The organism is Ruminococcus sporogenes, from assembly GCF_054655175.1.
The window spans coordinates 416112-442070 of record NZ_BAAHOA010000001.1; the positions used below are offsets into that span (position 1 = coordinate 416112).

General features: G+C 37.9%; 40 protein-coding genes, 1 pseudogene and 1 riboswitch. Of the genes and pseudogenes, 29 read left to right on the forward strand and 12 right to left on the reverse strand.

Annotated elements, in window-relative coordinates:
• Nucleotides 1-38 precede the first annotated feature (38 nt).
• Both ACYQ0N_RS02110 and ACYQ0N_RS02115 read left to right on the forward strand, forming a co-directional pair.
• Complete coding sequence (locus ACYQ0N_RS02110; protein WP_460161713.1) at nt 39-2327, forward strand: ATP-dependent Clp protease ATP-binding subunit; 2289 nt, start codon at nt 39-41, stop codon at nt 2325-2327.
• Between the two features lie 108 nt (nt 2328-2435).
• Nucleotides 2436-3473 (forward strand): tetratricopeptide repeat protein, encoded by a 1038-nt coding sequence (locus ACYQ0N_RS02115; protein ID WP_177532565.1) that lies wholly within the window; start codon nt 2436-2438, stop codon nt 3471-3473.
• A 32-nt stretch (nt 3474-3505) separates the two neighbouring features.
• Here the strand turns inward: ACYQ0N_RS02115 and ACYQ0N_RS02120 are convergent, their stop codons facing one another.
• Genes ACYQ0N_RS02120 through ACYQ0N_RS02130 form a run of 3 tightly spaced genes read right to left on the reverse strand, consistent with a single transcriptional unit; the run spans nt 3506 to nt 4916 of the window.
• Nucleotides 3506-4156 (reverse strand): sigma-70 family RNA polymerase sigma factor, encoded by a 651-nt coding sequence (locus ACYQ0N_RS02120; protein WP_177532564.1) that lies wholly within the window; start codon nt 4154-4156, stop codon nt 3506-3508.
• On the reverse strand, nt 4149-4586 hold the full coding sequence (spoIIAB, locus tag ACYQ0N_RS02125) for an anti-sigma F factor (RefSeq protein WP_177532563.1): 438 nt from the start codon (nt 4584-4586) through the stop codon (nt 4149-4151). The genes ACYQ0N_RS02120 and spoIIAB overlap by 8 nt, the downstream gene beginning before the upstream one ends.
• A 6-nt stretch (nt 4587-4592) precedes the next feature.
• Nucleotides 4593-4916: an STAS domain-containing protein gene (locus ACYQ0N_RS02130; RefSeq protein WP_177532562.1), complete on the reverse strand. Its 324-nt coding sequence runs from the start codon at nt 4914-4916 to the stop codon at nt 4593-4595.
• Between the two features lie 352 nt (nt 4917-5268).
• Nucleotides 5269-5356, forward strand: a riboswitch (cyclic di-GMP riboswitch).
• 130 nt (nt 5357-5486) lie between these two features.
• Between ACYQ0N_RS02130 and ACYQ0N_RS02135 the strand changes: the two genes are divergently transcribed.
• Nucleotides 5487-7367 (forward strand): DUF5620 domain-containing protein, encoded by a 1881-nt coding sequence (locus ACYQ0N_RS02135; RefSeq protein ID WP_177532561.1) that lies wholly within the window; start codon nt 5487-5489, stop codon nt 7365-7367.
• Nucleotides 7368-7433: 66 nt separating this feature from the next.
• Here ACYQ0N_RS02135 and ACYQ0N_RS02140 read toward each other — a convergent pair whose 3' ends face one another.
• Nucleotides 7434-8417, reverse strand: coding sequence for an aldo/keto reductase (locus tag ACYQ0N_RS02140; RefSeq protein WP_177532560.1), 984 nt, complete (start codon nt 8415-8417; stop codon nt 7434-7436).
• A 162-nt stretch (nt 8418-8579) separates the two neighbouring features.
• On the opposite strand from ACYQ0N_RS02140, the gene ACYQ0N_RS02145 reads away from it, so the two are divergent.
• The 3 genes and pseudogenes from ACYQ0N_RS02145 to ACYQ0N_RS02155 form a co-directional block, all read left to right on the forward strand.
• Nucleotides 8580-8828, forward strand: coding sequence for a spore coat associated protein CotJA (locus ACYQ0N_RS02145; RefSeq protein ID WP_460161714.1), 249 nt, complete (start codon nt 8580-8582; stop codon nt 8826-8828).
• Complete coding sequence (locus tag ACYQ0N_RS02150; protein ID WP_177532559.1) at nt 8815-9066, forward strand: spore coat protein CotJB; 252 nt, start codon at nt 8815-8817, stop codon at nt 9064-9066. The genes ACYQ0N_RS02145 and ACYQ0N_RS02150 overlap by 14 nt, the downstream gene beginning before the upstream one ends.
• Nucleotides 9066-9158 (forward strand): annotated as a pseudogene (locus tag ACYQ0N_RS02155) (manganese catalase family protein); the annotation flags it as partial. The gene ACYQ0N_RS02150 and the pseudogene ACYQ0N_RS02155, both read left to right, overlap by 1 nt.
• A 29-nt stretch (nt 9159-9187) precedes the next feature.
• Here ACYQ0N_RS02155 and ACYQ0N_RS02160 read toward each other — a convergent pair.
• The 4 genes from ACYQ0N_RS02160 to ACYQ0N_RS02175 form a co-directional block, all read right to left on the reverse strand.
• On the reverse strand, nt 9188-10612 hold the full coding sequence (locus tag ACYQ0N_RS02160; protein ID WP_460161715.1) for a recombinase family protein: 1425 nt from the start codon (nt 10610-10612) through the stop codon (nt 9188-9190).
• 223 nt (nt 10613-10835) lie between these two features.
• The gene (locus ACYQ0N_RS02165) at nt 10836-11228 is read right to left on the reverse strand and encodes a hypothetical protein (RefSeq protein WP_177532556.1); all 393 of its coding nucleotides are present in this window, start codon (nt 11226-11228) and stop codon (nt 10836-10838) included.
• Entirely contained in the window at nt 11225-11431 is a 207-nt protein-coding gene (locus tag ACYQ0N_RS02170) for a hypothetical protein (RefSeq protein WP_460161716.1), read from the reverse strand. The genes ACYQ0N_RS02165 and ACYQ0N_RS02170 overlap by 4 nt, the downstream gene beginning before the upstream one ends.
• A gap of 609 nt (nt 11432-12040) precedes the next feature.
• Nucleotides 12041-12757, reverse strand: coding sequence for a helix-turn-helix domain-containing protein (locus tag ACYQ0N_RS02175; RefSeq protein WP_460161717.1), 717 nt, complete (start codon nt 12755-12757; stop codon nt 12041-12043).
• A gap of 220 nt (nt 12758-12977) precedes the next feature.
• On the opposite strand from ACYQ0N_RS02175, the gene ACYQ0N_RS02180 reads away from it, so the two are divergent.
• The 3 genes from ACYQ0N_RS02180 to ACYQ0N_RS02190 are packed head-to-tail and all read left to right on the forward strand — an operon-like array spanning nt 12978 to nt 14759.
• The gene (locus ACYQ0N_RS02180) at nt 12978-13190 is read left to right on the forward strand and encodes a helix-turn-helix domain-containing protein (protein WP_460161718.1); all 213 of its coding nucleotides are present in this window, start codon (nt 12978-12980) and stop codon (nt 13188-13190) included.
• 26 nt (nt 13191-13216) lie between these two features.
• Nucleotides 13217-14014 carry a phage antirepressor KilAC domain-containing protein gene (locus tag ACYQ0N_RS02185; protein ID WP_460161719.1) on the forward strand — a complete coding sequence of 266 codons (798 nt, stop codon included), beginning with the start codon at nt 13217-13219 and terminating at the stop codon, nt 14012-14014.
• Between the two features lie 22 nt (nt 14015-14036).
• Nucleotides 14037-14759 carry a BRO-N domain-containing protein gene (locus ACYQ0N_RS02190; RefSeq protein WP_460161720.1) on the forward strand — a complete coding sequence of 241 codons (723 nt, stop codon included), beginning with the start codon at nt 14037-14039 and terminating at the stop codon, nt 14757-14759.
• Between the two features lie 29 nt (nt 14760-14788).
• Here the strand turns inward: ACYQ0N_RS02190 and ACYQ0N_RS02195 are convergent, their stop codons facing one another.
• From ACYQ0N_RS02195 to ACYQ0N_RS02210, 4 genes are all read right to left on the reverse strand, one after another.
• The gene (locus ACYQ0N_RS02195) at nt 14789-15238 is read right to left on the reverse strand and encodes a dockerin type I repeat-containing protein (RefSeq protein WP_460161721.1); all 450 of its coding nucleotides are present in this window, start codon (nt 15236-15238) and stop codon (nt 14789-14791) included.
• 32 nt (nt 15239-15270) lie between these two features.
• Nucleotides 15271-15504: a hypothetical protein gene (locus ACYQ0N_RS02200; protein ID WP_460161722.1), complete on the reverse strand. Its 234-nt coding sequence runs from the start codon at nt 15502-15504 to the stop codon at nt 15271-15273.
• Between the two features lie 146 nt (nt 15505-15650).
• Complete coding sequence (locus tag ACYQ0N_RS02205) at nt 15651-16529, reverse strand: hypothetical protein (protein ID WP_460161723.1); 879 nt, start codon at nt 16527-16529, stop codon at nt 15651-15653.
• Between the two features lie 195 nt (nt 16530-16724).
• Nucleotides 16725-17069 carry a helix-turn-helix domain-containing protein gene (locus tag ACYQ0N_RS02210; protein ID WP_460161724.1) on the reverse strand — a complete coding sequence of 115 codons (345 nt, stop codon included), beginning with the start codon at nt 17067-17069 and terminating at the stop codon, nt 16725-16727.
• A 170-nt stretch (nt 17070-17239) separates the two neighbouring features.
• Between ACYQ0N_RS02210 and ACYQ0N_RS02215 the strand changes: the two genes are divergently transcribed.
• The 20 genes from ACYQ0N_RS02215 (at nt 17240) to ACYQ0N_RS02310 (ending at nt 25959) form a co-directional block, all read left to right on the forward strand.
• A complete protein-coding gene (locus tag ACYQ0N_RS02215; RefSeq protein WP_460161725.1) occupies nt 17240-17443 on the forward strand; it encodes a helix-turn-helix domain-containing protein in 204 nt (67 codons plus the stop codon).
• Between the two features lie 18 nt (nt 17444-17461).
• Entirely contained in the window at nt 17462-17671 is a 210-nt protein-coding gene (locus ACYQ0N_RS02220; protein WP_460161726.1) for a hypothetical protein, read from the forward strand.
• Between the two features lie 320 nt (nt 17672-17991).
• Nucleotides 17992-18168 carry a hypothetical protein gene (locus ACYQ0N_RS02225; protein WP_460161727.1) on the forward strand — a complete coding sequence of 59 codons (177 nt, stop codon included), beginning with the start codon at nt 17992-17994 and terminating at the stop codon, nt 18166-18168.
• A 77-nt stretch (nt 18169-18245) separates the two neighbouring features.
• Nucleotides 18246-18440: a hypothetical protein gene (locus ACYQ0N_RS02230; protein ID WP_460161728.1), complete on the forward strand. Its 195-nt coding sequence runs from the start codon at nt 18246-18248 to the stop codon at nt 18438-18440.
• Nucleotides 18441-18518: 78 nt separating this feature from the next.
• A complete protein-coding gene (locus ACYQ0N_RS02235) occupies nt 18519-18764 on the forward strand; it encodes a hypothetical protein (RefSeq protein ID WP_460161729.1) in 246 nt (81 codons plus the stop codon).
• Nucleotides 18765-19040: 276 nt separating this feature from the next.
• A complete protein-coding gene (locus tag ACYQ0N_RS02240) occupies nt 19041-19202 on the forward strand; it encodes a hypothetical protein (protein ID WP_460161730.1) in 162 nt (53 codons plus the stop codon).
• Nucleotides 19203-19467: 265 nt separating this feature from the next.
• Nucleotides 19468-19773: an AAA family ATPase gene (locus tag ACYQ0N_RS02245; protein WP_460161731.1), complete on the forward strand. Its 306-nt coding sequence runs from the start codon at nt 19468-19470 to the stop codon at nt 19771-19773.
• 104 nt (nt 19774-19877) lie between these two features.
• The gene (locus ACYQ0N_RS02250) at nt 19878-20903 is read left to right on the forward strand and encodes a hypothetical protein (RefSeq protein WP_460161732.1); all 1026 of its coding nucleotides are present in this window, start codon (nt 19878-19880) and stop codon (nt 20901-20903) included.
• A 4-nt stretch (nt 20904-20907) separates the two neighbouring features.
• Complete coding sequence (locus ACYQ0N_RS02255) at nt 20908-21429, forward strand: hypothetical protein (protein WP_460161733.1); 522 nt, start codon at nt 20908-20910, stop codon at nt 21427-21429.
• Entirely contained in the window at nt 21410-22207 is a 798-nt protein-coding gene (locus tag ACYQ0N_RS02260; protein ID WP_460161734.1) for a PD-(D/E)XK nuclease-like domain-containing protein, read from the forward strand. The genes ACYQ0N_RS02255 and ACYQ0N_RS02260 overlap by 20 nt, the downstream gene beginning before the upstream one ends.
• On the forward strand, nt 22200-22673 hold the full coding sequence (locus ACYQ0N_RS02265; RefSeq protein WP_460161735.1) for an ERCC4 domain-containing protein: 474 nt from the start codon (nt 22200-22202) through the stop codon (nt 22671-22673). Before ACYQ0N_RS02260 ends, ACYQ0N_RS02265 begins: the two co-directional genes overlap by 8 nt.
• Nucleotides 22670-22861 carry a hypothetical protein gene (locus tag ACYQ0N_RS02270; protein WP_460161736.1) on the forward strand — a complete coding sequence of 64 codons (192 nt, stop codon included), beginning with the start codon at nt 22670-22672 and terminating at the stop codon, nt 22859-22861. Before ACYQ0N_RS02265 ends, ACYQ0N_RS02270 begins: the two co-directional genes overlap by 4 nt.
• On the forward strand, nt 22848-23318 hold the full coding sequence (locus tag ACYQ0N_RS02275) for a single-stranded DNA-binding protein (protein ID WP_460161737.1): 471 nt from the start codon (nt 22848-22850) through the stop codon (nt 23316-23318). The genes ACYQ0N_RS02270 and ACYQ0N_RS02275 overlap by 14 nt, the downstream gene beginning before the upstream one ends.
• Nucleotides 23319-23350: 32 nt before the next feature.
• Nucleotides 23351-24310: a DUF4373 domain-containing protein gene (locus ACYQ0N_RS02280; RefSeq protein ID WP_460161738.1), complete on the forward strand. Its 960-nt coding sequence runs from the start codon at nt 23351-23353 to the stop codon at nt 24308-24310.
• Nucleotides 24303-24506, forward strand: coding sequence for a hypothetical protein (locus tag ACYQ0N_RS02285; RefSeq protein WP_460161739.1), 204 nt, complete (start codon nt 24303-24305; stop codon nt 24504-24506). The genes ACYQ0N_RS02280 and ACYQ0N_RS02285 overlap by 8 nt, the downstream gene beginning before the upstream one ends.
• Entirely contained in the window at nt 24469-24846 is a 378-nt protein-coding gene (locus ACYQ0N_RS02290) for a RusA family crossover junction endodeoxyribonuclease (protein WP_460161740.1), read from the forward strand. The genes ACYQ0N_RS02285 and ACYQ0N_RS02290 overlap by 38 nt, the downstream gene beginning before the upstream one ends.
• A gap of 18 nt (nt 24847-24864) precedes the next feature.
• On the forward strand, nt 24865-25092 hold the full coding sequence (locus tag ACYQ0N_RS02295; protein ID WP_460161741.1) for a hypothetical protein: 228 nt from the start codon (nt 24865-24867) through the stop codon (nt 25090-25092).
• Entirely contained in the window at nt 25067-25537 is a 471-nt protein-coding gene (locus ACYQ0N_RS02300) for a YopX family protein (protein ID WP_460161742.1), read from the forward strand. Before ACYQ0N_RS02295 ends, ACYQ0N_RS02300 begins: the two co-directional genes overlap by 26 nt.
• Nucleotides 25530-25754 carry a hypothetical protein gene (locus ACYQ0N_RS02305; RefSeq protein ID WP_460161743.1) on the forward strand — a complete coding sequence of 75 codons (225 nt, stop codon included), beginning with the start codon at nt 25530-25532 and terminating at the stop codon, nt 25752-25754. Before ACYQ0N_RS02300 ends, ACYQ0N_RS02305 begins: the two co-directional genes overlap by 8 nt.
• Nucleotides 25747-25959, forward strand: coding sequence for a hypothetical protein (locus ACYQ0N_RS02310; protein ID WP_460161744.1), 213 nt, complete (start codon nt 25747-25749; stop codon nt 25957-25959). Before ACYQ0N_RS02305 ends, ACYQ0N_RS02310 begins: the two co-directional genes overlap by 8 nt.

Here is a 25959-nt window from a genome sequence, read left to right on the forward strand (position 1 = left end):
GAAAGGAGCATCGCCTTTTTAGGCGTGGTGTGAAGATTATGGTATTATGCAGCAGATGCAAAAAACGTCCTGCGGTTGTTTTTATTACATCAATGCACGGAAGTGAAAAGAAAAATGAGGGACTATGTATGCTTTGTGCAAAGGAAATGAATATACCGCAGGTATCCGAATATATGGAGCAGATGGGAATTACCGACGACGATATAGAGCAGATGTCCGATCAGATGATGGAGCTTATGGACGGCGACGGTTTTGAAATGGGCGGAGCCGGCACGCTGCCTCCGTACATACAGAATCTACTCAACGGGCAGTTAGGGGATATTAAAAAGAACGAATCAGGAGATTCAAATCCTCCCGCTGCAAGGAAATCTAAGCAGGGTTCCGCCAAAGCGGAGGATACAAAGAAGAAGAAAAAAAAGGAGCTTAAATTTCTTGATAATTACTGTACGAATTTAAGCAAAAAGGCTGAGGACGGGGAGCTTGACAATATTGTCGGACGAGATAAGGAAATTGCAAGAGTTATTCAGATTCTTTCCCGCCGTCAGAAAAATAATCCATGCCTTATAGGTGAACCGGGCGTCGGAAAAACGGCTATTGCCGAAGGTATTGCTCAGAAGATTGCCGAAGGAAACGTTCCGTTTAACCTTGCCGATAAGAAAATATACCTTCTGGATCTGACCGCGCTTGTTGCCGGAACACAGTTCAGGGGGCAGTTTGAGAGCAGAGTAAAGGGCCTTGTAAACGAAGTGAAATCCGAGGGCAACATTATACTGTTTATTGACGAGGTTCATAATCTCATAGGAACGGGCGATTCGGAGGGATCTATGAATGCCGCTAATATATTAAAGCCGGCTTTATCTCGCGGAGAGGTTCAGGTTATAGGAGCTACGACCTTCAGCGAGTATCGGAAATATATTGAAAAGGACAGCGCTCTTGAAAGACGATTCCAGCCTGTGACCGTTAACGAGCCTACAATAGAAGAAACTGTCGAGGTCTTAAAGGGTATAAAAAAATACTACGAGGCTTATCATAGGGTAAAAATAAACGACGAGCTGATAAGGGAATGCGCCGTGTTATCTGAAAGATATATACAGGATAGGTTTCTGCCGGACAAGGCTATAGATCTGCTTGACGAAGCCTGTGCATGCACATGTATCAGAACTCCGGAGCTTGCTGAATATGATGAAAAAACTAAGAAGCTTAAGGTTCTTGAGGATATGGAAAAATCCATAGAGGAGCAGAGTGAGCCTAATTATGAAGCTCTTGCAGAGGTCAAGGGAGACATTATCAGAGTGAAAAATGAATTAAGCGAGCTGGAAAAGGTTGTATCTGCTGTTCAGGTGAGTGAAAACGATATTGCCAAGGTTATTGAACTGTGGACGGGTATACCTTCTAATAAGATTGCTGAAACCGAATTTTCCAAAATGTTACGCCTTGAAGAAAAACTTAAAGAACACATTGTAGGACAGGACGAGGCGGTGCACCTGCTGTCAGAATCAATAAAGCGTACAAGAGTTCAGCTTTCCAAGCGCAGACGTCCGGCTTCGTTTATTTTTGTCGGCCCTACCGGCGTAGGAAAGACAGAGCTTGTAAAAGCGCTTTCTACAGAGATGTTTGATTCGACCGAGCCGTTGATTCGTCTTGACATGACAGAATATATGGAAAAGCATTCTGTAGCCAGAATGATCGGATCACCTCCGGGATATGTTGGCTACGACGAGGCAGGACAGCTTACTGAAAAGGTTCGCAGACATCCTTATTCCGTCGTGTTATTTGACGAAATAGAAAAGGCTCATCCTGATATAATGAATATCCTGCTTCAGATACTTGATGAAGGAAAGATAAACGACGCGCAGGGAAGAACAGTTAATTTTGAGAATACAATTATAGCTATGACGTCAAATGCAGGTTCAACCGATAAATCAACCGGAGTCGGATTTAATAAATCTGCGGAGGATATATCAAAGGAGAAGGCGATGAAATCGCTGAGAGAATTTTTACGACCGGAATTTCTGAGCCGTATTGACGAGGTTATAGTATTCAAGCCGCTTGTCAAGGAGGATTTTGAAAGAATTGCGGCGCTGATGCTGGACGAAATGAAAGAACCTCTTTCTGAAAAGGGTATTATTCTTAAATACGATAACGACGCTCTTAAGGCTGTTGCTGAAAAATCGTTTGGAAAGGTTTACGGTGCGAGAGATATTCGCAGGGTAATAAGAAAGGAAATAGAGGAGAAAATCGCCGACATAATTATTGACAGAAACGGTAAGGTTGCGGGAATAGGAATCACGTCTGAAAACGGAGAAATCAAGGTTGATTATATGTGATTTCCTTTTAAACGGAAAAAATCACATAATTTCATGCTTATTGTCTTGATTTTTTATTGAAAATGATGTATAATAAGATAACTGATTAACTTGGACGGGAGAAAAAATATGGTAAGTAACATTATAGAGGAAGTAAAAAAAGGCCTTACCGGCGATCCTCTGAAGGATATACAGTATCTTCAGGAGCAGGCTGCTAAATATAAGGATAGTCCTGATTCGGCGGAAATTTTGAAAATATTGAGCGATATGTCCTTTGAGCTGCTGCCTGACGAAAGTAAAGCACATCTCAAAAACGCAATGTTTATAGGGGAAAAGCGCATTGATCAGGTTTATAATGAAATTAACGGTCTTGTGAAGGATAATAAGCTTGAAGACGCTGAAAAGCTTTTTTCGGAGATTGAAAAAAAGGCGGATAAATATTTCAGTGAAACTGAGGCAAGCAAAAAGTTTTCGTTCAGAAACAGGCTTGACGAATATATTTATACTCATATATACAAACCGAATAAAAAGTATGAGAGAACTCCTTTTGACTTCTGTCAGTATTTTTCATCATATGGTTATCTGCTTGTTGAGCAGCATAAGCCTCAGGAGGCGGTTGATAAGCTTGAAAAGGCTATAAGGTATAATCCTGTTAATGTTGAACCGAGATTTGAGCTTGCGGAGGCTTTTAAGCTCATGCATGAGCCGCAGCAGCTTTTTGCCTGTGTTAGGGATACGCTTGAAATTTCTACTACGCCTTATCATATTGCTCGCTGTTATACGAATTTAGGATATTATTGTATTGAAATCAAGGATTATGACAGCGCAGTATGTTTTTATTATGAAAGCTTAATATATGCTCAGAATGAAGCTGTAAACGGAGAGCTGCAGCATATAAGAGCGATAACCGGGAAACAGGTTGTTCCTCCTACAAGAGAAGAAGTTCTTTCGGCGTTCGAAAAATATAAGATAAGGAACGGTCCGAATCCTGAGGTAGTTAACATCGCATACTCTTTGGGAAGCTATTGTATGGAGCATAATGCGCCTCCGCAGGAAACGCTGTTTTATATGCAGATCGTATATAACCTTACAAACAGTAACGAGGTCAAGGAAATTATAGAAAAATTAAACGCGCAGTTGGCTGCTCAAAGAGCCAGAAATAATTAAATTAAAAGGGACATGCTCAAAAAACATGTCCCTTATTTTAAAAGCTGTTCTCTCATAAACTGTAGAAGCTTTTTTTCACGTCTTGAAACCTGTACCTGAGTCATGGAGAGTTTTTTGGCGGTAGCGGATTGTGTGCAGCCCTTATAATATCTCATATAAATAAGCTCTCTGTCTTTTTCCTCCATAAGCTCTAAAATCTGACGAAGAGCAAGCATATCGCCGATTTCTGTGTCAGGCGCAGGTACGGCTATATCTATCTGACTTCCGCTTTCATCTGAGTTATCAGTGAGAGAAACCGGCGGAAGACTTACAGATAATGCTTCTGCAATTGTGCATTCGTCTGCGTCAAGCTGACTGCTTAGCTCGCTTAGCGTAGGCTCTCTTCCCAATTTTTTGGACATTTCTTCTCTGGCTCTTACTGTTTTAAGCGAAAGCTCCTTTAAACTCCGGCTTACTTTAACTGTGCCGCCGTCTCTGAATAGTCTTTTTATTTCGCCGAGTATTACAGGTACTGCATAGGTTGAAAATTTTACGCCTCTTTCGCTGTCGAAGGCTTCAACCGCCTTTAAAAGACCTATACAGCCTGCGGAATAAAGATCGTCGTATTCAATACCACGGCCTCTGAAACGGTTTGCGCACAGGTGAACAAGACCGAGGTTTTCTTCGGCAATGGGTTTATTCATTTTTAACTCCAAGCTTTTTTCTCATAGTTATTACAGTGCCTTTGCCAACTGTACTGCGAACGGTCAGCTTATCCATAAAGCTTTCCATAACAGCAAAGCCTAATCCGGCTCTTTCTTCAAACGGAGCGGTTGTGTAAAGAGGTTCCATAGCCTTTTTTATGTCCGGAATGCCGCAGCCTTTATCTTTGATTCTTATGTAAAGTTCATTATCGGAGAGTATTTTTCCGGTAATTTCAATAATTCCTTCAGTGTCCCTGTAAGCATGTACTATACAGTTGGTTACCGCTTCTGAAACGGCGGTCCGTATGTCCGCTATATCCTCAATCCCCGGATCCATAAGCGCTGCAAAGGCGCAGACCGCCGTTCTTGCAAAACCTTCATTCTGGGATTTGCTGACAAAACTTATTTTCATTTCATTTTCAGTATTCATTTTTATTTATATTCCCTCCTGTCCGCTGCTGATTGACGCTAAGCGGTCGATTCCTGAAAGGCGCATTACCTTTCTTATATGATTGGGCGGATTTCTGACGGTAACTTTACCGTTAAGCTCCTGCATAAGCTTATATCTTCCCATAACCAGTCCGATTCCTGAGCTGTCCATAAATCCTACGTCGGAGAAGTCGAGTATAAGTTCCTGAGGCTGATTTTCTCTGAGAGCAAAGTCTATTTCCATTCTGAGATTTTTGGCGTTGTGATGATCTATTTCACCGGACAATACGGCAACCGTCCTGCTTTCTTCTTCGATTATTTTTACAGACATTTTTATCCTCCCTAAAGAAATTTTTAGATTCGGTTATATTTTTCCTGTTGGTAAAATATTATTTTTATATACAGTGTATTTATTTTTCTAATAACAGTTTAATATATTTTATGTGAGCTTTTTTGTCAGATTCAGTTGCCTGAAGAAATTAATTTTTATGTTCTGAAAACGTTTAATAATTATGTTAATGGGATATACATAATTAAATAGTATAAACAATTATAAATTGCTCTATCCTTAACAGTTTTGTTGATAATTATTTGTATGAAAGGTAGAAAATGAAAAAAACAGTTGACTATTAAACGTTTTAGTGTTATCATATAAACATAAGGAAGATCTTTCCGATTTAAAATTTAATATTTGGCAAACTTATTGAAAAGTAAGGACGCAAAGCTAAGGGTCTAAGCCGTCTAAAAACGGTATGACAGCCGGTTGCTAACACTTGTAGTTTACATTTGTTATTTTAATTGAGTTTATAGCTGCGTCTTTTTGCATGAAAAGACGCAGCTTTTTATTTTATTAAAATAACGAGTGTATCCGGCCGTAATATGAAGGAGTGTTATTTTATTTATGAAAACAGTGGTAAATTCTAAAAGGATAGTTGCAGTTTTATCTGCTTTAGTAATGATATTAATGATTTTTTCTAATGCTTCAGCAGAAACTTATACTTACCGAACGCTGACATATTTAGCGGGAGATGTAGACAATCTTGTAGGAGCGTCTGAGGTAAGCTTTCAGAAAATAATAAATACAACCTTTGACGCGGCTGCGTCGTCAAGGTTTTCAAGAAACGGTTATCATCTTAAATCATGGTATGTACCGTCAACAGGGGAGACGGTAGGAACCGGCTCGCAATATACTATGCCTGATCACGACATTACCTTTGTGGCAAACTGGGTTCCGGAAACATATAAAATTACTTTTACAGGTAAAGGCGGAAAAACCGATGAGGGAAGCGCTAATATTTATATTGACGCCGAATACGGAACGACTATGATTCTTCCTGAAAATCCTTTTACTTACAGCGGTTATCAGTTTAAAGGCTGGCAATATGACGGAGTAACTTATAACGCCGGAGATGAATTTGAAATACCTGCGATACTTTCCGGAGCAAAAATTGTAATTTCCGCAGTATGGTCAAAGTCCTCAAATATAGTAACCACAGCGCCTGTAACAACAGTGACAACTCAGACGACAACAGTTATAACCTCTGCTGAAACTGAAGCTACGGCTTCTGCGCCGATAATTACGTCGACAGCTACGGATGTTTCAGTAACTGAAAGTTTGCCGGTTTCTTCAGAAACTGCAACTGTTACTGATGTAAATAGTACAGGCAGTACATTAATTAAAAAATATGAGCTGAATGCGGAGCTTGATTTTAATGACAGTGATAAAAAAATGTATTATATCCAGATGGATGAAATTGCAGAAGAGGGAACGATTGAAAAGCTTGAAATCAATTTATCGTCTAAAAACGGCAATATAAATAATTTCATTGCGGGTATCGGTACTGTGGTAGACGGATCGTGGTATCAGATAGATTATAATGAAAATATTCAGTCGCAGAATTATACTATAAATTTTGCGGATCCTGATATATGCGGTAAAATTAACGGCGGCAGCATACAGGTTGGATATTGGTGGGGCAATACCGCTCCTCTTTATATTGATTCATTAACAGTCACATATAAAACAGAGTCAGCGGTTACAACAGCTCCTCCGGTAACGACAATGTCTGAAGCGGCTTCGGATGAAAATATAGTATCAACCGCAGAGACAACGACGTCTTGTATTGAAACGACAACAGTTGCAGAGAATTTGATTACAGTTACTACATCTTTAATGACTTCTGAACCTGTGACGACGGTTACGACCGCTGAACAAACTACTACGGTCACAACTCTTAAGAACTCTCAATATTCTAAAATTGTTTCTTTTAATACAGAAATAGAAAATAACAGTACGATTACTATAAACGCCGGCGATCTGCTTTCTGTTAATCAGATAGTTGAAAGTATTCAATTGAATTTTACGTCGGACGGACGTAAAATAAATAACTATACAATTAGTGTTGGTATATCGAGGAATGACAATGGATGGGAACAAATTGATTTTCAAGATAACTGCGATTGCAGCCAATTAATTATAGGCGTTGAAATATCTGAAGAAATTCAGAAAATGATAACTGAGGACGGCTGTTTTAATATCAGCTATTGGTGGGGCGATAACGAAAATTTAGTTCTTGAATCCGTTAGAGTTAATTATAGAATTGACAGCGGCGACTATAATAAGGACGGAAAAGTAACGCTTGAAGACGCCGAAGCGCTGAGAAAATATATGGTAGGTATTAAAACATCAGGATTTGAAATAGATAATCAATCGGCAGATTTAAATGGCGACGGGAAAGTTAATGTATTTGATTATATGTATCTTGCAAGATTATTAGCTTAAATAAGCTATCGTCTTAATCTCCTTTCATAAAAAAAATATCCGTATCATAAGATACGGATATTTTTTTTATGAATTGATTATTTCTTCGATTTTAATTAGCTCGTCTGAGGTGAACGAAGTTTTGAAAGCGGATTCAGCATTTTCTGCAATCTGTTCAGGCCGGCTTGCTCCTATAAGAACTGTTGTAATCTTTCCGTCACGAAGAACCCATGAAAGAGCCATCTGGGAAAGTTTTTGTCCTCTTGACGAAGCTATTTCATTGAGCTTATGCAGCTTATCAATAGTTTTTTTGTCCGGAGTATTATTCATCCAAGGACGTTTTGATGCCGCTAAAGAGGAACCGATATATTTATCGGTAAGCAAGCCCTGTGCCAGAGGTGAGAATACTGCAAGACCAAGACCGTTTTCATCAGCGTAATTTTTAAGACCGTCAGTTTCTATCCATCTGTTAAACATAGAATATGAAGGTTGATTTATAATGAATGGGGTTTTAAGCTCGTTGAATATTTTCTGTATTTCAGCAGTCTGAACAGAGTTATAATTTGATATGCCTACATACATTGCTTTTCCCTGCCTTACAGCATGATCCAACGCCAGAGCAGTTTCCTCAAGAGGCGTTTCGGGATCAAAGACATGGTGATAGAATATATCGACATAATCAAGTCCCATTCTTTTAAGCGACTGATCTAATGAGGAAATAAGATATTTTCTTGAACCGTGTTTAGCGCCGTAGGGGCCGGGCCACATATCGTATCCGGCTTTAGTTGAAATACAGAGTTCATCACGATATACTTTTAAGTCTCTTTTTAATATCTTGCCGAAGTTCTCTTCCGCTGATCCGTTATACGGATTACCGTAATTATTTGCGAGATCAAAATGATTGATTCCAAGATTAAATGCCGTGCGGCACATATTTTCCATATTTTCAAAATTATCGCTGTAGCTGAAGTTCTGCCAAAGACCTAATGAAACAGAAGGCAGCTTCAAGCCCCACTTTCCTACTTTATTATATGGCATTTTATCATATCTCTTATCATCTGCAACAAACATAAAAATTCTCCTTAAATATAAATTATGCCGAAAAGATTATTATTTTCGGCTATTTTCATATTATCACAATTTTTTTAATACGTCAAGTAACAAAAACATGAGTTATGTCATAAAATAAAAATGTACAATAAATTTGTACGAATAAGACAAGGGGGTATTATATTGGATTTCAGTATGTTTGAAAATATGAGCTTCAGGCCGGAAATGAGACAATCTGTAAGCCATATGACGACGCAGAATAACATGACGAGAAGCCGCTTTCCGGAAGATACTCCGGTAGGAATGGCTTATGTTCCGTTTCAGCAATGGTCTGAGCCATATGATGAAGCAACGGCATTTTCTGCGGGAACAATTTTTCCTGAATTGAATCTTCCTTTTGAACCCGAAGGAGGCTGTAATGGACAAAGATAAACTGTTCAGAGCAATTCAGATGTATGGATTTGCTATTGATGAAATAAAGCTTTATTTGGATACTCACCCTAATTGCCGAAACGCTCTTGATTTTTATCATAGGTATAATGATTTAAGACGCGAGGCAGAAGAGGAATATATCAGACTATATGGACCTCTAACGGCAAACCAGGTGAAAAGCCGAGATAACTGGACATGGACGCACGAGCCTTGGCCATGGGAAAGGAGCGCTAACTGATGTGGCAATATGAGAAAAAATTGCAGTATCCTGTTAATATTAAGAATTCCAATCCTAAGCTGGCAAAATTTATAATAAGTCAGCTTGGCGGTCTAAATTGTAAAAGGAGATAATAAGCGAATTAGACCTGGTATAAAATTTCAATCGATTGTGTTTTCTTTGCATAAACAATTTGGCGGACGAAGCTGCGGAGCGTTATATTTTTAAGGCTCTCACTGCAATTAGGATCTTCGAGTATATCGAGGCTTTGACGTATTGTCGCACTTAATTTTTTGTGCATATCTTCCTTATTAATTACTGAGCTTTTTTTATTTTTCTCAAGCTCTTCAATCGCCTTAAGTATTTTTTCTTTGTTGGAACGGTACTCCTCAAGAGTATCAATTCCCGCGGCATAGGCTTCTTTTATTCGTTCCAGCTTCTTTTTCTCTTTTTCAATCAGAATCGGAGTGATATCTGATCCCTTTTGTTCTTCGGCAGATTTTATATTATATATGTTAAAATTTTGAGTTTCGAGGTCACTCTTTAAAGCGTTTATCACCGATGCGTTAAGTTTGCTCAAGCTTGCGCTGTGCGATACCTCACACGTGCCTTTGGAGTACCTGTTACATTGAACTCTGTCGTTTAACGCATAGACAAGAGCGCCGCCGCAATTACTGCATTTTAAAAAGCCTTTAAGCATAAATTCATTGGAAGATTGCCTTGAATGCTTTGGAAACAGCTTTTTCTTCTCGAGAATCATTTCCTGAACCTTATCAAAAATTTCTTGTTCGATAATCGGCTCGTGCTTTCCTTGGGTTATTATAGTAGCTTCATTTTTGTAGTCTCTTGTCTTACTCTTGACGGGAGTCCATGTAAGCTTTCCGGTATACACCACATTTCGAAGTACGTATTCAACCCCTCTGTTTTCCCACTTGTTCCCGTATTTTGTTCTGATACCCATTGTATTAAGCTCTTTAGCAATTTCAAGGCAACCCCGCCCACTCAGATATTTATTAAAAATCATTTTAACAATGGGGGCAGTTTCAGGATTCGGTACAAAAACATTGTCCTTAACGTCATAGCCAAAAGGGGGAGTACTTACAACCTCGCCTCTTTGAGCTTTTTCAGTCATTCCCCGGCGTACCTCTTCCGCCAGATTAATGCTGTAATACTCGTCCATTGCTTCTATAAGAGCTTCAATGAGGATAGATGTCTTGTCTTCGCCGAGCTGTTCTGAGATGGAAATAACCTCAATTCCGCACTGCTTTCTAAGCATGGATTTATAAACTATACTGTCTTCGCGGTTACGTGCAAAACGGCTGAATTTCCAAAGCAGGATAACGTCAAATTGTTTTGGCTTTATTTTTGCAGTACCAATCATTTTCATAAACTCGGGACGTTTAGCGGCTTTTCTCCCGCTTATTCCTTCGTCTACAAAAATAAATTCCTCCGGCAAAATCATATCATTTTTACGGGCGTAGTCTCTTATGGCCTTAAGCTGACTATCCGGGGAGTATTCAACCTGATCTTCTGTGGACACTCGAATATATGCCGCCGCTGTTTTCATTTTTTCCTCCCATTATAATTTTTATGCGCAGGTATTTTAGTTTAAACATTTTTTTCAACAGCCTTAAAGGGTAAAATTTATATCACTAATTGGTAACAATCAGCAAATTCTTCTATTCTATTTTCTGAAAAAATGCAACTGCCAAAAAAGATGATTGCTGTTATATTTTGTCGACTTTTCACAACTTTTCACAATTTTAAAATATCCCGCTCCATTAATTACATCATTCTTTCAACATGTTTAAATGCCGTCTGTATCTCCTGGGAATGTTAATACCTACCATATACCCTAAATCATGCAGCACATCAGAAATAATACTGAAACCGTCCTTATAAAACTGACCGATTCGCCTTTGTTTGTCTTGAATGTTTTTGTAATCAGGAGGACATACAAAAGTCCAGTCCGCACCGTCTTTATCAAGAATGATTCTAAAAAATTTATCAATATCCGTGTCTTTAAAACCAGTTTTCATTAATAAAATATGATGTTCTACAGCTTCGTCAATCTGGCTTGTAATAACTGTTTTTCCGTCGAAGGATATTAGCGCTAATAACGGCTCATTGTCGCATATAGCTTTGTTTACGTCTGATTCAGACGGATATTTTATTATTTTCATTCCTGCTCCTTATCGTTGTCATTTTTGATTGTTTCGTTAATTGCGCGATTAATAAATCCATTTAGACTCTCGCCTTGATTTTTCGCATGTGCTTTTATTATTTCTTTTTGACCTTTTTTGACATTTACTCGTAACTGATCATAAACCTTTCTTGCATAATCATTTTTAATTTGCGAATTTGTTTTAGTTTTTGGTCTTGGCACTGAATCACGTCCTTTCATATATTATATCATATTTTAGACTACATGTACATGTATAAAGCAAACAAATAAATCATATAAAATTTATGCAGTATGCACCTTGTTACAATAATCTTCAATTAAGGCGTATTCGTATATTTTATTTAAAAGGTTTTATACATCGCGCTTAGGATAAAAGCCCGTATACGTGCCAAGCGCCGCAAGGCTTGTGAAAAACAGTTTTCTCCCCTTTGCCTCGCCTTTTAGGCGCGTGGGGAGGGGATTGTTGTTTTTTTCCGCACCAATTGCAAAAAGGGGAATCGTCCGGTATTTCTTTCTTACACTTTATACAAAGCAAATTTATCGCTCCTTTACATGTTAATATTGCACAAAAAAGCACTGTTGAAACCCACTTCCAAATTTTACTGCGACAGTATACGCGTATTTCACGACAACGCTATTGCAATCCTGAAATTCATGAGTATAATAAAAAATGTAATCATGATTCGACAATAAATCGAAAGGAGTGCGGTAATTATGTTATGTTCAAAGCTAACTTGTAAATCATTGTATACGGTATGAGACGTTTCTCCTGACCGTCATAGCCGTGATATAGGATATGATGTTACCGTCCTATTCTTTCTGGGGATTATTGTCGGCATTTGAATCATGTTCTTTTTGGCTAATGCACTTGGCTGTTTCTTTAGCTGTACAATTCAAATTTGATAAAAATTCACCGAACAATTTGGTCAAGCGAAATTCATTGTAATAAGTCCTTTCTTCTAAATCTTCCCATTCTTTTTGTAACTTATTTCTGGTGCCACATAATCTTAATCTTTCCTCACATTCTGTATCATTGAATTTGTTTATCTCACCGTCTAAGTTATCTACAATAGTCTTCTTATGATATTTATTAATGATTTCATTGACATAGATTCCTATTAAACTAACTTGTTCTGAAAAGAAACTGGATGAAAGAATCATATTTATAATTTCAGTAGCATTATAAAATATATCATTTACTTTGGATAATGTATCTAATGATATTTCATAAGATAGATCCATTTTTTGTGATGATTTTATATTTTTCATCGCCTCATCTGAAAGACCTGTATATTTACAAGCAGTTTGCATATCAGTGTCAACACTTTTAATGTTACTAAGACCTAAAAGATAGTCAATTGAAACATTATAGAAATCAGCAATTTTTATTAGCACTGCTGAATTTGGCTCTCGTAAATTTGATTCATAATTTGAATAAGTATTATACGGCATACCAAGAGCATCAGCAACTTCCTTTTTAGTTTTCTTCATTTCTTCTCTTAATTTTATTAATCGATTATCAAACATTAAACACACCTGCTTTCTATATTGTATTATAACTCGATTTGAGTATATTGTCAATTGTATTTTTTCGGTTTGTTCAAAATAGACAAAAAGTAATGGATTTATTTGTGACTCATTTTGAATTCAATTTTGTTGACAAATTTTCACAATGGGTATATAATGTAATTACTCGATACGGGTGAAACAATTTTTTGGGTTTTCGTAATGAAAGGGGGATAAGATAATGTACATTAATATTGATGTTGAGCGTGTAAAGCTTAGAATGTCACTTGATGAATTGGCAGATAAGATTGGAGTACAAAGGAAGTCGATTTACACTTGGCAGAAGAATGGGAAAATTCCTGCAACAGTTCTTATTGCTATGGCAGACTTTTTCGGATGTTCAATTGATTATCTGCTGGGACGTACAGAAAATCGTACCGTAAATTCAAACTGATTAAATTTAAAAAGGAGGTAATAAAAATGAACGAAATTAAAGTAATTGAAAATAATGGGCAGAGAGTTTTGACAACAGTGCAAATTGCAGAGCTGTATGGAACTGACAGTAAAGTAATTTCAAACAACTTTAATCGAAATAAAGAAAGATATACAGAGGGAAAGCATTATTATTGTTTGACAGGTGACGCTAAGCGAGGTTTTGTTAACCGTCATCAAATTGAGGACGGTTCAAAAGCAAGTAATTTTTATCTCTGGGCAGAAAAGGGCGCGCTGCTTCATGCTAAGAGTTTAAATACAGATAAAGCGTGGGAAGTGTATGACTACCTTGTGGAAAATTATTTTGAGGTTAAAGATCAACGTCTTACAGGCATGAAACTTATAGCGACAGCAGTTGTTGAAGCCCAGGCTTTACTGAAAGAAAAAGACAATAAAATCTGTATGCTTGAAACAAGCATTGCTGTTAAAGACCAACAGATTTCAGAATTAAAGCCAAAAGCAAGTTACTATGATGTAGTGCTTAATTGTCCTGATTTGCTGTCTACTACTAAAATTGCTAAGGACTACGGAAAGTCAGCGGTCTGGCTTAACTCTTATCTCCATGATAAGAAAATACAATACAAACAAGGCGGAGTGTGGCTTTTGTATCAAAATTATGCGCAGTGCGGCTACACAAGCACAAAAACTCACAATTACAATGGCGATGATGGTATTCAGCATGCAAAGGTACATACTTACTGGACACAAAAAGGCAGACTATTTATATACGAAACTTTAAAGTCTGATGGAATTTTACCTCTTGTCGAATATAAACAGTCCGCATAGCGGCAGAAAGGAAAAAATTGAAATGAATGAAATTAAAATTTTTGAGAACACAGAGTTCGGCTCTGTTCGAACAATTGCTATTGATGGTGAGCCATACTTTGTAGGCAAGGATGTTGCTGTTATTTTAGGGTACAGCAATCCAAGAGATGCTCTGGCAAAGCACGTTGATGATGAAGATAAGGGGGTAGCAAAATGCGACACCCTTGGTGGAATCCAAGATTTAACGGTTATCAACGAGTCCGGTCTTTACAGTCTTATTCTTTCGAGCAAAATGCCAAATGCGAAAAAGTTCAAACATTGGGTAACAAGTGAAGTATTACCATCAATTCGTAAAACAGGAAGCTATCGAGTCTCGCAGTCCAATACTGATAAATCCAAGAGTTTGGAAGTCAAAGTAATGAATGCTCGCGTTAGAATGTCCAATCAATATTTAAAGCTTGCTTCGGTCAATACTCTTTCGGAGCAGTATAAAAATATTCTGGTGGCTAAGTCGGCGGAAGTTCTTGCCGGAAAACCGTTGTTACCTTTACCTAAGTCGGAACAGAAAATGTATTCGGCCACTGAAATCGGTGAAATGTTTAATGTATCGGCTCAAAAGGTTGGGCGGATTGCAAATGCTTACGAATTAAAAACCGACGAATACGGAGAGTTCTATCGCGATAAGTCTCCGTACTCCAGTAAAGAAGTTGACGCGTTTAGATATAACGATAAAGCTGTGGAGCGATTCAGAAAGCTTTTGTTATAAAAACTCCCCGATGTTAGTCGGGGAGGAAGTTAATTAACACATTTATTACAGGGTTTAAGACCTTTCTTAATAGCTTCATTATATGTACAAGCATAATATGTTCCGCCGTTACAGGTGTTGCTGTAATGATAACATTTTCCGGTTTTAGTGTAGTAAACAACCGATGGTACGGCGGGCTTGCTATCCATAATGTGTTTTGATATTGCTATTGCGTCATAGAGATTTACGCTACCGTCATAGTTATAATCTGCAATAATTTCTTGCGTATGCGTGAGTGTCCTCAATCCCATAATGTACTTTGAGATTTCTATTGCATCATAAAGGTCTATTTTTCCGTTTCCGCTTAAATCACCCTTAATAGAACTTGCGGCTGATATGCTTGTTTTGAGAGTTTTGTCAATAGTTTCTACATTTGACATGAAAACAGACGCTAAACAGCCGACGGATAATAGAGCTGTTATTACTTTTTTAATTTTCACTTATATCACCTCTGTAAAAATTATACACAAAATTAAACCGTCCACTTATTTCCGCACTGCTGACACAAAGCCATAGTTTCATTTTTAAATGTGGTTTTTCCTGTACCTTTATGTTTGCCGATTAGTAGCCATAAACCGCAAGTGCAAATAATAAGCGTCCATCTGCCGATTGACCACAAGCAACCTCCGCCCTTATTTTGTGTTTTACCCCCTGTTTGGACAATTTGTAGTGTTACATTTTCACTGCCGCATTTAGGACATGTCATAGAAATTAATCCTCCATATATGTTATAATATAAAAATAGTAGCATATATGGCGAGGTAATTCAATTCGCAATATCGACAATAAAAATCGAATTTTTTGTCAATAAGTGACAAATTATGACTAAATTATTAACACGTAACCTGTAATTCATATTTTAATAAAGTCTTTTATCATGAAGTTTTCATCTGAGCATGCTAATTTATATTGATTTTTAGTTAATTTATCAGGGAGTTTGTTTATGATATATTCTACTCTTTCCCAATCAAAATTAGGACAATGTCGATAGGCTTGTGAATATTCAAACGCTCGATTGTAAATAGCCTGTTTATCAATTATATAGTATCCACCTTTTAACACAGAAAACATAAACCAAGGATGGTTACAGGCACTAATTTGTAGTCGATGACAGCCAAATGGATTCATCGTCATGTAACTTGCGCCATAACAAAAATCTGAGCGTCTGCTGCGGCATTTATCTCCATAACAATAATTTAAACCGGAAACTATTTTTCGGTCTATAAATTCATTATTAATCATAACCTTAACGGATTTCCAATTAGAAATTAATTCGTATAATTCTATGAAATCTAAATAGGATTTAGGTTCAGCATTAAAATAAGCCTGATAGATGATTTCACCTTCAAATTTATTTTCTTCGAAACGATTTGCCTTTTTGGCTAAATATAAAGCTCTGTTAAAGTTTGATGAAGTTGATTTACTAAATGAAACAGATATTTCCCAATTAATAAAAGTTAATGACGTATTTTGTCTCGAGGTATCGTATTTACATTCATTTTTTGATTGATAATCATTATCAATCTTAATCGGCAAATTACTTTTTTTATTGATTAAGCCCTTTTTATACTTAGTTAGTTTTAATGTTGGTATTGCCAATAGAAAGCCTAAGATTAAAAATGGAATCGCTATAAATATTGAATTGCTTGGAACTAATATTGCGATTAACAAAATTATGATAACCTCAATTATGTATAATACTGTAAGCAAAATTGAAATTAATAGTTTCATATGATAACCCCCATATATGATATCTTCATATATGATAGCACATATTATAAGATAATTCAATTCGTTTTCTATACAATCAGTTATTCGTTTTTTGTCAAAATTATACAAAAATCTACAATTTAAGAAAATCCGTTCGATTTTCTATTGACATATTAGAACGGCTGTTCTATAATATAGACATAAAACAAATGTTTGTCACTCTTTTCGATACTTAGGAAGTTCCAGAAGTTCGTCAAGACGCTCCATAAGTTTTGACTGGCCGGATTCGTTGAGCTGCTGAAAGTTATTAACTAATGATAATTCAACTGAATTTAATTCTTTTTTTGGGGTTTTTGGCTCAATGAAATAGCTTGCAGGAATATTTAATTTGTAGCAAATATTTGAAATGGTTTCGATATCGGGCTTGTTTAAATCCTTTTCCCAATTGCTAACTGTAGTGTTACCTATTTTATAGGTTTCACTTGAAAGCAATTCAGCAAATTCAGATTGTGTATACCCGGCATTTTTTCTTACATTTTTTATTTTCTGCCCTAATGTCATAGTAATTCTCCTTTAAGGTGGTACTATGATTATAACATAAAAGATAGCGATTGTAAACACAAAATCCAGAAATTCTGAATTTATTTTCTAAAACCGCTTGACAATCCAGATAAAATGGATTATAATAAATACATACTCCAGTTAATCTGGAATTAGAAAGGAGGGTTATTATGACTGTTTCAAAAAAACTGAAACTTTATCTTGTGGAAAAAAATATTTCACAAGTAGAGCTGTCAAAAAAAACAGGCATAGAGGTGAAAAAAATCAATCAATCTTTAAATGGAAATCGCAATTTTAAAATTGAAGAATTTGAATTGATTTTAGGTGCTTTGCATGAAACACCAGATAAATTTATATCACCTAGATCAGCGTAAACGAAAGGAGAAAGAATTATGAAAGAGCAAGTAATAAACGGGCACGTATACCGCAGATTTATTGTAAAGGGCGGTGCAGAAAAAGAACAAGCCGCGTTTGCGTTAATGGAGCGCAAGGGCTTGTCCAGAGAAGATTTAATTCTATTGCTTGAGACCTATGCACTTAACGAGAGCTATACGTCGATGCAATGCCCTCGAGAATGTAAACGAGAGCCTCAAAAGAATTAACGTTTTTAACGGTATCAACAATTGCGCGTGGTTCTGTGCCCCAAACATATATAGTGGCGTTTACTGATTTTCTATTATTATCTAAGCCGCTAATTTCGATGTCATATCCGTTTCCCAAATCGCGGTATATAACATTTTCGCAATCAATGACACGCACGCTATAAGCGGGCCCCAACTTTTGACACAACTTTTCGATACCGATAGACGGGGATTCAACCTTCATTTTATATCACCTTCTTTCTATTCCAATTATAGAACTAATGGTGAAAAATGTCAATTAACACAATTCGCACAAGCGGTGTATGCGAAAGGAGTAAGTTATGGAGTTTATATTAACTGTTTTTTTATCGATTGGGCTTTCTTTGATTGTAACATTAATCGGAGCAATATTACACCTAAGACAGGTTGACAAAATGCTAAATACATATATGGAAAATCTGAATAAGGTACACGAGAAATTTTTGAAAAATGTCAATCAGAGATACGGACAGAAATAATGGATGTAGAGAATACATAGCAAATGTCAAACGGACAATCAGTGAAGGCATAAACTTAGAGGAAAGGAAGTGATTTTATGCCGAGAAAGAAAAGTACGGATATTTATCCGCATGTCAGCTATGTTTGTATCGGAGATGATCCCCCGATAAGGTGGGATTCGCTCAGCGAGGAAAAAAGAGCCGAGCTTTCAGCTAAGATGATGAAAAAAGTATCTGAGAACTTAAGCAGATATCTTAGCTCACACCCGGAAGAGATTGATTCTTTGATTTAATGAGGAAGTTAATTGTCTGAGGTTTGAAACCTCAGCGTTAAAAATTTGGACAAGCGATGTATACGAAAGGAGTAACCAATGAACATATACCAAAAAATCGGAACGATATGCTTAATAGGAGCGACGGCGGGCTTAGCGTTGGGACTGCTGGTGAATCCGTGGTTTTTAGCGTTAGGAGCCGCGCTTGCGGGAGCTTCCGCCGCACTGGAAATGGTCAGCGACAGTGTGAGCAGTCACAAAGTAAAAGTGATAGTGGTAGACGCGGGAGAAGCCCAGGAAGAACAATGGTATAAGGATCAGCAGTATGACTTTATGCTTAGGTAAAGGAGGTTTAATTTATGAGTACGCAAAAGAATACCGCCCGCACTGCTGGCACAGTAGCGGACGGAAATAAAAAATATTAACAATGCTATTATAACATAGCGGAAAGGAAATGTCAAGTATGAAAAAGTATGAATTAACGAAAGAGACAAAAGTAATAGGCGGTAAAACGCTTTTCAGAATAAGGGGCGTTAAGATCATTCGGGGATATTAAAGCCGGTGATTTAGGAGGATTCATTGAAAATGAACGTAATTTAAGCCATGAAGGAAACGCTTGGGTTGGAGATAACGCTCAGGTTGGAGGAAACGCTCAGGTTAGCGGTGACGCTTGGGTTGACGGTAACGCTCGGGTTGGAGATAACGCTCAGGTTGGAGGAAACGCTCAGGTTGGCGGTGACGCTTGGGTTGACGGTGACGCTTGGGTTAACGGTGATGGGCTGATTAACAGTAATAATGATTATCTTTGTGAAAAGGGACTCGGATCTCATAATAGATCCGCCAGTTTCTTTAAATGCAAAGACGGACATATACACGTTTTATGCGGGTGTTTTAGTGGGAATCTCGACGAGTTCGAAAATAAGGTAAAGGAAGAACACGGTAACAGTAAATACGCCAAAGAATATTTAGGATTTATTGAAGTTGTAAAGACACATTTTGAAGTGCGCCAATGATTGAACGACCGTGAGTAACTAAGGAGGAAATGTAATTGAGAGCTACTAAAATAAAAATAGACAATCTGTATGGAATACATCATCTTGAGCTTGACGGAAAGCCGGTTGAAATAACAGGAAAAAAAGGGACCGGAAAAACAAGCGTAATAGATAGTATAAAATATATACTGTCAAATAAATCAGATCGTCCGTATATAGTAAAGGACGGAGCTAACGAGGGTGAAATTTACATATCTACCGATACGGGAATTGAAATAAAAAGAAAAAAGCGTCCTGAAACTAGCGATTACCTAAGCGTAAAAGATAATGGAGAAAACTTATCCGGCCACAAAGCTTTTTAAATGATATTTTCACACCTCTTCAGCTTAATCCCGTTGAATTCGCTTCATGGAGCGATAAAGAGCAGAACAGAGCCATATTATCGCTCATAGATTTCAAGTGGGATATGGACTGGATCCGAGAGCAATTCGGGGAAATACCAAGCGGTATAGATTATTCACAGCATATTCTTTCAGTACTGGAGGATATCCAGTCAAAAAACGGAAATTACTGGAAACGTCGCGAAGAAATTAACCGTGAGGAATATTATAAAAGACAGACCATACAAGATATGTCTTTGAAGTTTCCGCAGAATTATGACGTAAACAAGTGGGCTGATTACGATCTGCGCGCCAAATCGGCAGAGCTTCAGAAAGCGCAGGAAATAAATTCGCTTATCAGTCGGGCTAAATCCTTTTATGAAGCTTATGACAACAAGGTAAGAGGGATAACGGCGGAAAAGGATATAGCCATTAATGCAGAGGAAAGCGCAATAAACGCCGAACGTGTTTCGCTTAACAAAACTATTGAAAGACTAAAGGGAGAGATAAAAGCGGCGGAAACCGCTCTTAACGGATTGGATCGTAAGCTCTCTGATAAGAAAGCGTTAATTGAAGCTGAATGCCGTGAAAAAATCGCAAAGCTTGACAACGATATTAAGGTATCTGAACAGTATAAGGATAAACAGCCGATAGATACCGCGCCTATACGCGCAGAATTGGACGAAGCAATACAAATGAAGGAGTATGTTTCCGAATTCCGATCTATGCTTGAAATGCAGGAACGCCGCAAAGAGTTAATTGCACAAAGCGAAAGCCTGACAGAAAAAATAAACAAAGCTCGCGAACTTCCTGGAATGGTACTTGAATCTGCCAGAATACCAATCGAAGGGCTGACGGTAAAAGACGGTAAGCCGCTTATCTTCGGAAGACCTGTGGCAAATCTTTCAAGCGGAGAAAAAATTGATCTTTGCGTTGATATAACAATCGCTCAGAAAGGAACGCTCGATTTAATACTAATAGACGGAGCTGAGGCACTTGACGACGCAAGCCGTGCAGAACTTTACAGCAGATGTATGGAAAAGGGAATACAGATTATAGCAACCAGAACTACTAATTCAGACGAGCTGCTTATAACGGAATTGGAGGATTGAGAAAATGACACATTGGAAAAAACTAACCAATCCGGATTATCTTGGAGCATATTCCATTGAGGACGGCAAGGATTTGATTTTAACCATTGCATATGTTCGCCAGGAAAAGGTTATCGGAACAGATGGAAAAAAAGAAGATTGCATAGTTTGCCACTTCAGCGATAAGGGTGCAAAGCCGATGATATTGAACGTAACAAACTGCAAGACAATTTCAAAGCTTTACGGGACACCGCTAATCGAAGAATGGGCGGGGAAACGTATACAGATAGGAATAGAAAAGGTTAAAGCCTTCGGTGATGTGGTTGAAGCACTCCGTGTTCGTGCTAAACGTCCACCTGAACCGAAAGGTACTGTATATAAATGTGCCGACTGTGGTAAAACAATAACTGACTTTGATAAGTTTTCGGCGGTACAGATAGCAGCGATTACACAGAAGCGTTACGGAGTTACACTATGCTCCGAATGCTCAACAAAGCGTAAAAATGCGGAAAGCGGGGTTAAACAGGATGAAGCTGACAACGGATAACTATTTTTCAAACGAAGCTGCAAAGGAATATATGTCAACGTCGCAATTCAAAGCGTTTATGAAATGCCCTGCAGCCATTATGGCCGAAATTAACGGAGAGATAAAACCGGAAAATAAAGATTCTTATACCGAGGGTCATATGTTTGAGGCGATTGTAAGCGGCAATGAAGAGCTCTTTTACATGCAGCACCCCGAAATCATATCGTCTCAGGGAAAAACGAAGGGCAATGTAAAATCTAACTATCAAAAAGTTGTTAATGCGGCAGAATCTTTTAACAGACAACGAATATTTTGCGATATTGTTAAACGCTGTAAAAAACAAGTTCTTGTTACAGGCGTTATATCCGGCGTGAAATTCCGAGGCCTTCTCGACCTTTACGACCCTGAGACCGGCGAAATTTTTGATACAAAATGTATGAAGGATTTTAAAGATACATACAGCGCCGACGAAGGCCGCCGCGTATCATGGTGGGAAGCATGGGGATATCATTATCAGGCTGCAATATATAGCGAACTGGCCTGCCAAACGTTTGGGAAAGCAACAACATTTTCATTGCTTGCAGCGACAAAGGAGGATGTACCTGATGTTGCGTGGATCGAATTTGATAATGGATACCTGCGTAACATTTTGGACATCGTTGAAGAGACCGCTCCGATGTATCAGGCAATAAAAGACGGACTGATCGACGGAGAACGATGCGAAATATGTTCTTATTGCAGATCAAGCAAGATAATAAGAAAACCTGAGATTATACAAACAGGAGAAATCAATGATTAAAGCTATATTTGAAGATACCCGTCAGCAGATGGGAAAGCATGAAAATATTGCCCAATATCTTAAAAGCAGAGGGATTGAACTGATACGTCAGGCGTTGTTCGTTGGAGACTATGTAAAAATAACGGATCAATCCGTATCTATTGATACAAAAAAGGATCTTTCGGAATTGGTTATGGATTTAGGATCGGATAGAAGCAGATTTATGCGTGAAGCTTCAAGGGCAAGAAAATACGGAATAAAATTGATCGTTCTCTGTGAACACGGAAAAGGCATAATGAAGCTTACTGATGTTCAGTTCTGGGAAAACCCCATGCTTGATTCTAAATCGAAGTTATACAGGCCCAAAGCCATGACCGGGAAAACGCTTATGAAAAGAATGATAGATATACATATAGGTTATGGTACGGAATTTTTATTCTGTGAAAAATCTGAAACCGGCGCCCGTATTATTGAGCTTCTCGAATGAACGATTCTTTATACAATCCGTCCAACAGGTACGGTTACAAAATAAACATAAACCATCCGAAGATAAGGCCGCTTTACGACGCTTACAAAAAGAAAGTAAAAGCTTTGATACTGTCGGATGAGGAAAGATTTGAATTTGAAAGAATTGTTTTTAAAATGATAGAAAGGAACCGTAATGAACGTATATAATTTAGTCAGCTTATCCGGACGGCTAACAGCCGATCCGGAGCTGAAAACAACTCAATCGGGAATTAGCAACTGCCGGATATGCATTGCTGTAAATCGTCCGTATCAAAAGGATAAGGAACAGGAAGCGGATTTTATAAATGTCGTTGCATGGAGGCAAACGGCAGAATTTATCTGCAAATATTTTCAGAAAGGCAGCCCGATAACAGTAATAGGCAGCATGAGGAACAATAACTATACCGATTCAAACGGAGTTAAGCATTATACTATGGACGTTCAGGCTGACAATGTCGGATTTGCACTCAAAAATTCCTCAGACAACGTCAGCGCTTCCGCAGCGGGTTATGCCTTCGCCGATCCGCCTAAATCGGCGGTAAGTACGGCTAATCAGGAATCGGCGGCAATAGGCGGTTTAGAGGACTTCGAGGAAATTTTAAGCGACGGAGAAGTTCCGTTTTAGCTTTGTGCTTTATCTTGAAATGAGGTGATAAGTTGGCGTTCAACAAAGAGGGGATTGATTATTATTCTCACTTTATCGGAATGACAAATGATGAAAAATTATCGGATTTACGTATGGAATATGGCTCCGTAGCGATTGATGTATGGCTTACTCTTCTTGACCTAATTTATGGAGGCAAAGGCTATTATATTGATTATGGAGATGAGAAAACTAAAAATCGCGTAGTATGGAAGATACTTGGAATTATAAGAGGAAAGTATCCTCCTACTCCGGAAACCGTAATGGCAATAATCGAGGGTTTAGTGGCGTGTGAACTATTTAGCGGCGACCTATTTAAATCCGGAATATTATCGTCTAAGCGTATTCAGGAGCAATTTTATCAAGCTACTGTAGAGCGAAAAGCGGTTGATATAAATCTTGATTACTGGCTTTTAGATTTTGAAAAAATGAAAAAGCTGTCTTCAAGGAATTCTATTTTGCAATTATTTGAAAATCAACCGATTTTAAGCCAAAATCAGCCGATAGTTGAAGTTAATCAGCCGATAATAAAACAAAGTAAAGTAAAGGAAAGTAAAGTAAAGAAGAGTAAAGTAAAGGAAAGTAAAGAAGACGGCGTACCGCCTACACCTGCCGCTCCCCAGGATAACTGTATGTTAATATTTGAATTATATAATCGGATATGCAGGTCGTATCCCAGAATAACCCAATATTCAGAAGCCAGAAAGAAAGCTGTTAAAGCAAGCCTGAAAAAATATAATCTAAAAGATTTTGAAAGACTGTTTAAAAAAGCAGAATCCAGTGATTTCTTAAAAGGAAAAATTAAATGCGATTGGCGGGCTACTTTCGACTGGCTTATAAAGGATACCAATATGGCAAAGGTTCTGGACGGCAATTATGATAATCGCTCTAAAAATCTGCCTGAACAAGAGCACAGCTATAATTTGGAGGATTTAAAAGCCTTTGTAAATGATTTCGGCGGCGAATATGAATAGCTATATTTACGGAAGATTTCAATGGGTGGCATGTCATGAATGCGAGCTTGGCGGAAATTCACTGGCCTTATGTGAAATAGGCCAAAAAGTGACTACTGAAAAAAGCAATTATTTCAAGCGCGGTTGTTGGAACGGCGTGCTTATGGAGAAATACAGGAATGAAATACACGATAAACGAGATACCTCCGAGCAATAACAAATTTATCGGGAGGACAAATAAATGGGAGTATCAGGAAAAGAAAAAGTACTGGGCGAAGCTTATATCGCTTAAATGCAGGCCTAAACCGGAAAAACCGCTTGAAAAGGCCGTTGTTACCCTTACATATTTTTTTGGAAATAAAATACGGCGGGATCCCGACAACTACAGCGGGAAGTTTATACTGGACGGACTTGTAAAGGCGGGTATTATTGCCGACGACAGCTTCAGCAACATTGACCTGAGACTGTGCGGCAAGGTGGATAAGAAAAATCCAAGAACGGAGATTGAAATAACGAACGACAGCTATTCGGCTGTTAATGAAAGTCAGGGAGGATAAAAAATTAGGAGGTAATCTATGTATAAGGCAAAAAATATTGATACTGACAAAGCGTTAGAAGCGATTGAAGCTTATCGTCGTCGAAAGGAGTATGATTACGACCGTGATTTATATGGACTCAAAAAATATTACGACGGTATTCAAGCGGGTTTGAATTTTGCTGAAAGCTTGTTTAAATGCGCTAATTATGAAAAGGAAAAGGTTAGAACGGAGGCAGCCGATGAGGGCGATATTATTCAGAGGTAAGCGGTATAACGGCGCGTGGCTTGCTGGAGATTTGCTTGCAAACAAATACGAAAGACCAAATATTTGCCCTATAGGCGATGTTAACTGTTATCCGGTCATTCCCGAAACAGTCGGACAGTATACGGGCATGAAGGATGAATACGGCAGGAAGATTTTTGAGGGGGATATTGTTGAGTTTTATTTTTATAATAAAACAAAACATAATCATAATGGCGCATTGATTAAAACAATGCTCATAGAGTGGTTTGCTGGTTCATTTTACATGACAGAATTGTTTCGAAATTATAGATTAGAAGAAGGTCCCGAGATAATTACTGAAAAAATATATACTTATAGAAGCAGTCAAACACACGGTGTGTACAAATCCCACTGTTGTTATTACGCTAAATTAGTAGGCAATAAATTTGACAACCCCGAACTGTTGGAAGGAGAAGAAAATGATTAACGAAGATAAGGCATTGAGGATGTTTTACGAAAAGTACGTGGAAAAACACAAAGGGCAGAGTATGGAAGTGGGAGATACAGAAGTTGCAGTTTTAAATAACTGCACAATGATTATTTCTATACCTGAGAAAAATCATTTAAGTATTAAATTTACGTCCAAGCCATTTTACATAAATGAAAACCTTGATATGTATGAGGAGGACGAAGAAAATGAGTAAAGAAGAAATCTTAAAGTATGCTGCCGAGGCGATCGAAAAGCAGATACCGAAAAAGCCGAATATTTACGGTGACGGTTATGACGATGACGACAATCTGATATACGACATGTACGATTGCCCTAACTGCGACAGCAGCTATGAAATAGATTATGAAAAATATGATTATTGTCCGAAATGCGGTCAGGCAATAGATTGGAGCGAATGA

Excerpts from the sequence above, each read along its gene's own strand:
- ACYQ0N_RS02110 (WP_460161713.1), top strand. The coding sequence starts at position 39 with ATGGTATTATGCAGCAGATGCAAAAAACGTCCTGCGGTTGTTTTTATT.
- ACYQ0N_RS02115 (WP_177532565.1), top strand. The coding sequence starts at position 2,436 with ATGGTAAGTAACATTATAGAGGAAGTAAAAAAAGGCCTTACCGGCGAT.
- ACYQ0N_RS02120 (WP_177532564.1), bottom strand. The coding sequence starts at position 4,156 with ATGAATAAACCCATTGCCGAAGAAAACCTCGGTCTTGTTCACCTGTGC.
- spoIIAB (WP_177532563.1), bottom strand. The coding sequence starts at position 4,586 with ATGAATACTGAAAATGAAATGAAAATAAGTTTTGTCAGCAAATCCCAG.
- ACYQ0N_RS02130 (WP_177532562.1), bottom strand. The coding sequence starts at position 4,916 with ATGTCTGTAAAAATAATCGAAGAAGAAAGCAGGACGGTTGCCGTATTG.
- ACYQ0N_RS02135 (WP_177532561.1), top strand. The coding sequence starts at position 5,487 with ATGAAAACAGTGGTAAATTCTAAAAGGATAGTTGCAGTTTTATCTGCT.
- ACYQ0N_RS02140 (WP_177532560.1), bottom strand. The coding sequence starts at position 8,417 with ATGTTTGTTGCAGATGATAAGAGATATGATAAAATGCCATATAATAAA.
- ACYQ0N_RS02150 (WP_177532559.1), top strand. The coding sequence starts at position 8,815 with ATGGACAAAGATAAACTGTTCAGAGCAATTCAGATGTATGGATTTGCT.
- ACYQ0N_RS02160 (WP_460161715.1), bottom strand. The coding sequence starts at position 10,612 with ATGAAAACAGCGGCGGCATATATTCGAGTGTCCACAGAAGATCAGGTT.
- ACYQ0N_RS02165 (WP_177532556.1), bottom strand. The coding sequence starts at position 11,228 with ATGAAAATAATAAAATATCCGTCTGAATCAGACGTAAACAAAGCTATA.
- ACYQ0N_RS02175 (WP_460161717.1), bottom strand. The coding sequence starts at position 12,757 with ATGTTTGATAATCGATTAATAAAATTAAGAGAAGAAATGAAGAAAACT.
- ACYQ0N_RS02180 (WP_460161718.1), top strand. The coding sequence starts at position 12,978 with ATGTACATTAATATTGATGTTGAGCGTGTAAAGCTTAGAATGTCACTT.
- ACYQ0N_RS02185 (WP_460161719.1), top strand. The coding sequence starts at position 13,217 with ATGAACGAAATTAAAGTAATTGAAAATAATGGGCAGAGAGTTTTGACA.
- ACYQ0N_RS02190 (WP_460161720.1), top strand. The coding sequence starts at position 14,037 with ATGAATGAAATTAAAATTTTTGAGAACACAGAGTTCGGCTCTGTTCGA.
- ACYQ0N_RS02200 (WP_460161722.1), bottom strand. The coding sequence starts at position 15,504 with ATGACATGTCCTAAATGCGGCAGTGAAAATGTAACACTACAAATTGTC.
- ACYQ0N_RS02205 (WP_460161723.1), bottom strand. The coding sequence starts at position 16,529 with ATGAAACTATTAATTTCAATTTTGCTTACAGTATTATACATAATTGAG.
- ACYQ0N_RS02210 (WP_460161724.1), bottom strand. The coding sequence starts at position 17,069 with ATGACATTAGGGCAGAAAATAAAAAATGTAAGAAAAAATGCCGGGTAT.
- ACYQ0N_RS02215 (WP_460161725.1), top strand. The coding sequence starts at position 17,240 with ATGACTGTTTCAAAAAAACTGAAACTTTATCTTGTGGAAAAAAATATT.
- ACYQ0N_RS02220 (WP_460161726.1), top strand. The coding sequence starts at position 17,462 with ATGAAAGAGCAAGTAATAAACGGGCACGTATACCGCAGATTTATTGTA.
- ACYQ0N_RS02225 (WP_460161727.1), top strand. The coding sequence starts at position 17,992 with ATGGAGTTTATATTAACTGTTTTTTTATCGATTGGGCTTTCTTTGATT.
- ACYQ0N_RS02230 (WP_460161728.1), top strand. The coding sequence starts at position 18,246 with ATGCCGAGAAAGAAAAGTACGGATATTTATCCGCATGTCAGCTATGTT.
- ACYQ0N_RS02235 (WP_460161729.1), top strand. The coding sequence starts at position 18,519 with ATGAACATATACCAAAAAATCGGAACGATATGCTTAATAGGAGCGACG.
- ACYQ0N_RS02250 (WP_460161732.1), top strand. The coding sequence starts at position 19,878 with ATGGACTGGATCCGAGAGCAATTCGGGGAAATACCAAGCGGTATAGAT.
- ACYQ0N_RS02255 (WP_460161733.1), top strand. The coding sequence starts at position 20,908 with ATGACACATTGGAAAAAACTAACCAATCCGGATTATCTTGGAGCATAT.
- ACYQ0N_RS02260 (WP_460161734.1), top strand. The coding sequence starts at position 21,410 with ATGAAGCTGACAACGGATAACTATTTTTCAAACGAAGCTGCAAAGGAA.
- ACYQ0N_RS02265 (WP_460161735.1), top strand. The coding sequence starts at position 22,200 with ATGATTAAAGCTATATTTGAAGATACCCGTCAGCAGATGGGAAAGCAT.
- ACYQ0N_RS02270 (WP_460161736.1), top strand. The coding sequence starts at position 22,670 with ATGAACGATTCTTTATACAATCCGTCCAACAGGTACGGTTACAAAATA.
- ACYQ0N_RS02275 (WP_460161737.1), top strand. The coding sequence starts at position 22,848 with ATGAACGTATATAATTTAGTCAGCTTATCCGGACGGCTAACAGCCGAT.
- ACYQ0N_RS02285 (WP_460161739.1), top strand. The coding sequence starts at position 24,303 with ATGAATAGCTATATTTACGGAAGATTTCAATGGGTGGCATGTCATGAA.
- ACYQ0N_RS02290 (WP_460161740.1), top strand. The coding sequence starts at position 24,469 with ATGAAATACACGATAAACGAGATACCTCCGAGCAATAACAAATTTATC.
- ACYQ0N_RS02295 (WP_460161741.1), top strand. The coding sequence starts at position 24,865 with ATGTATAAGGCAAAAAATATTGATACTGACAAAGCGTTAGAAGCGATT.
- ACYQ0N_RS02300 (WP_460161742.1), top strand. The coding sequence starts at position 25,067 with ATGAGGGCGATATTATTCAGAGGTAAGCGGTATAACGGCGCGTGGCTT.
- ACYQ0N_RS02305 (WP_460161743.1), top strand. The coding sequence starts at position 25,530 with ATGATTAACGAAGATAAGGCATTGAGGATGTTTTACGAAAAGTACGTG.
- ACYQ0N_RS02310 (WP_460161744.1), top strand. The coding sequence starts at position 25,747 with ATGAGTAAAGAAGAAATCTTAAAGTATGCTGCCGAGGCGATCGAAAAG.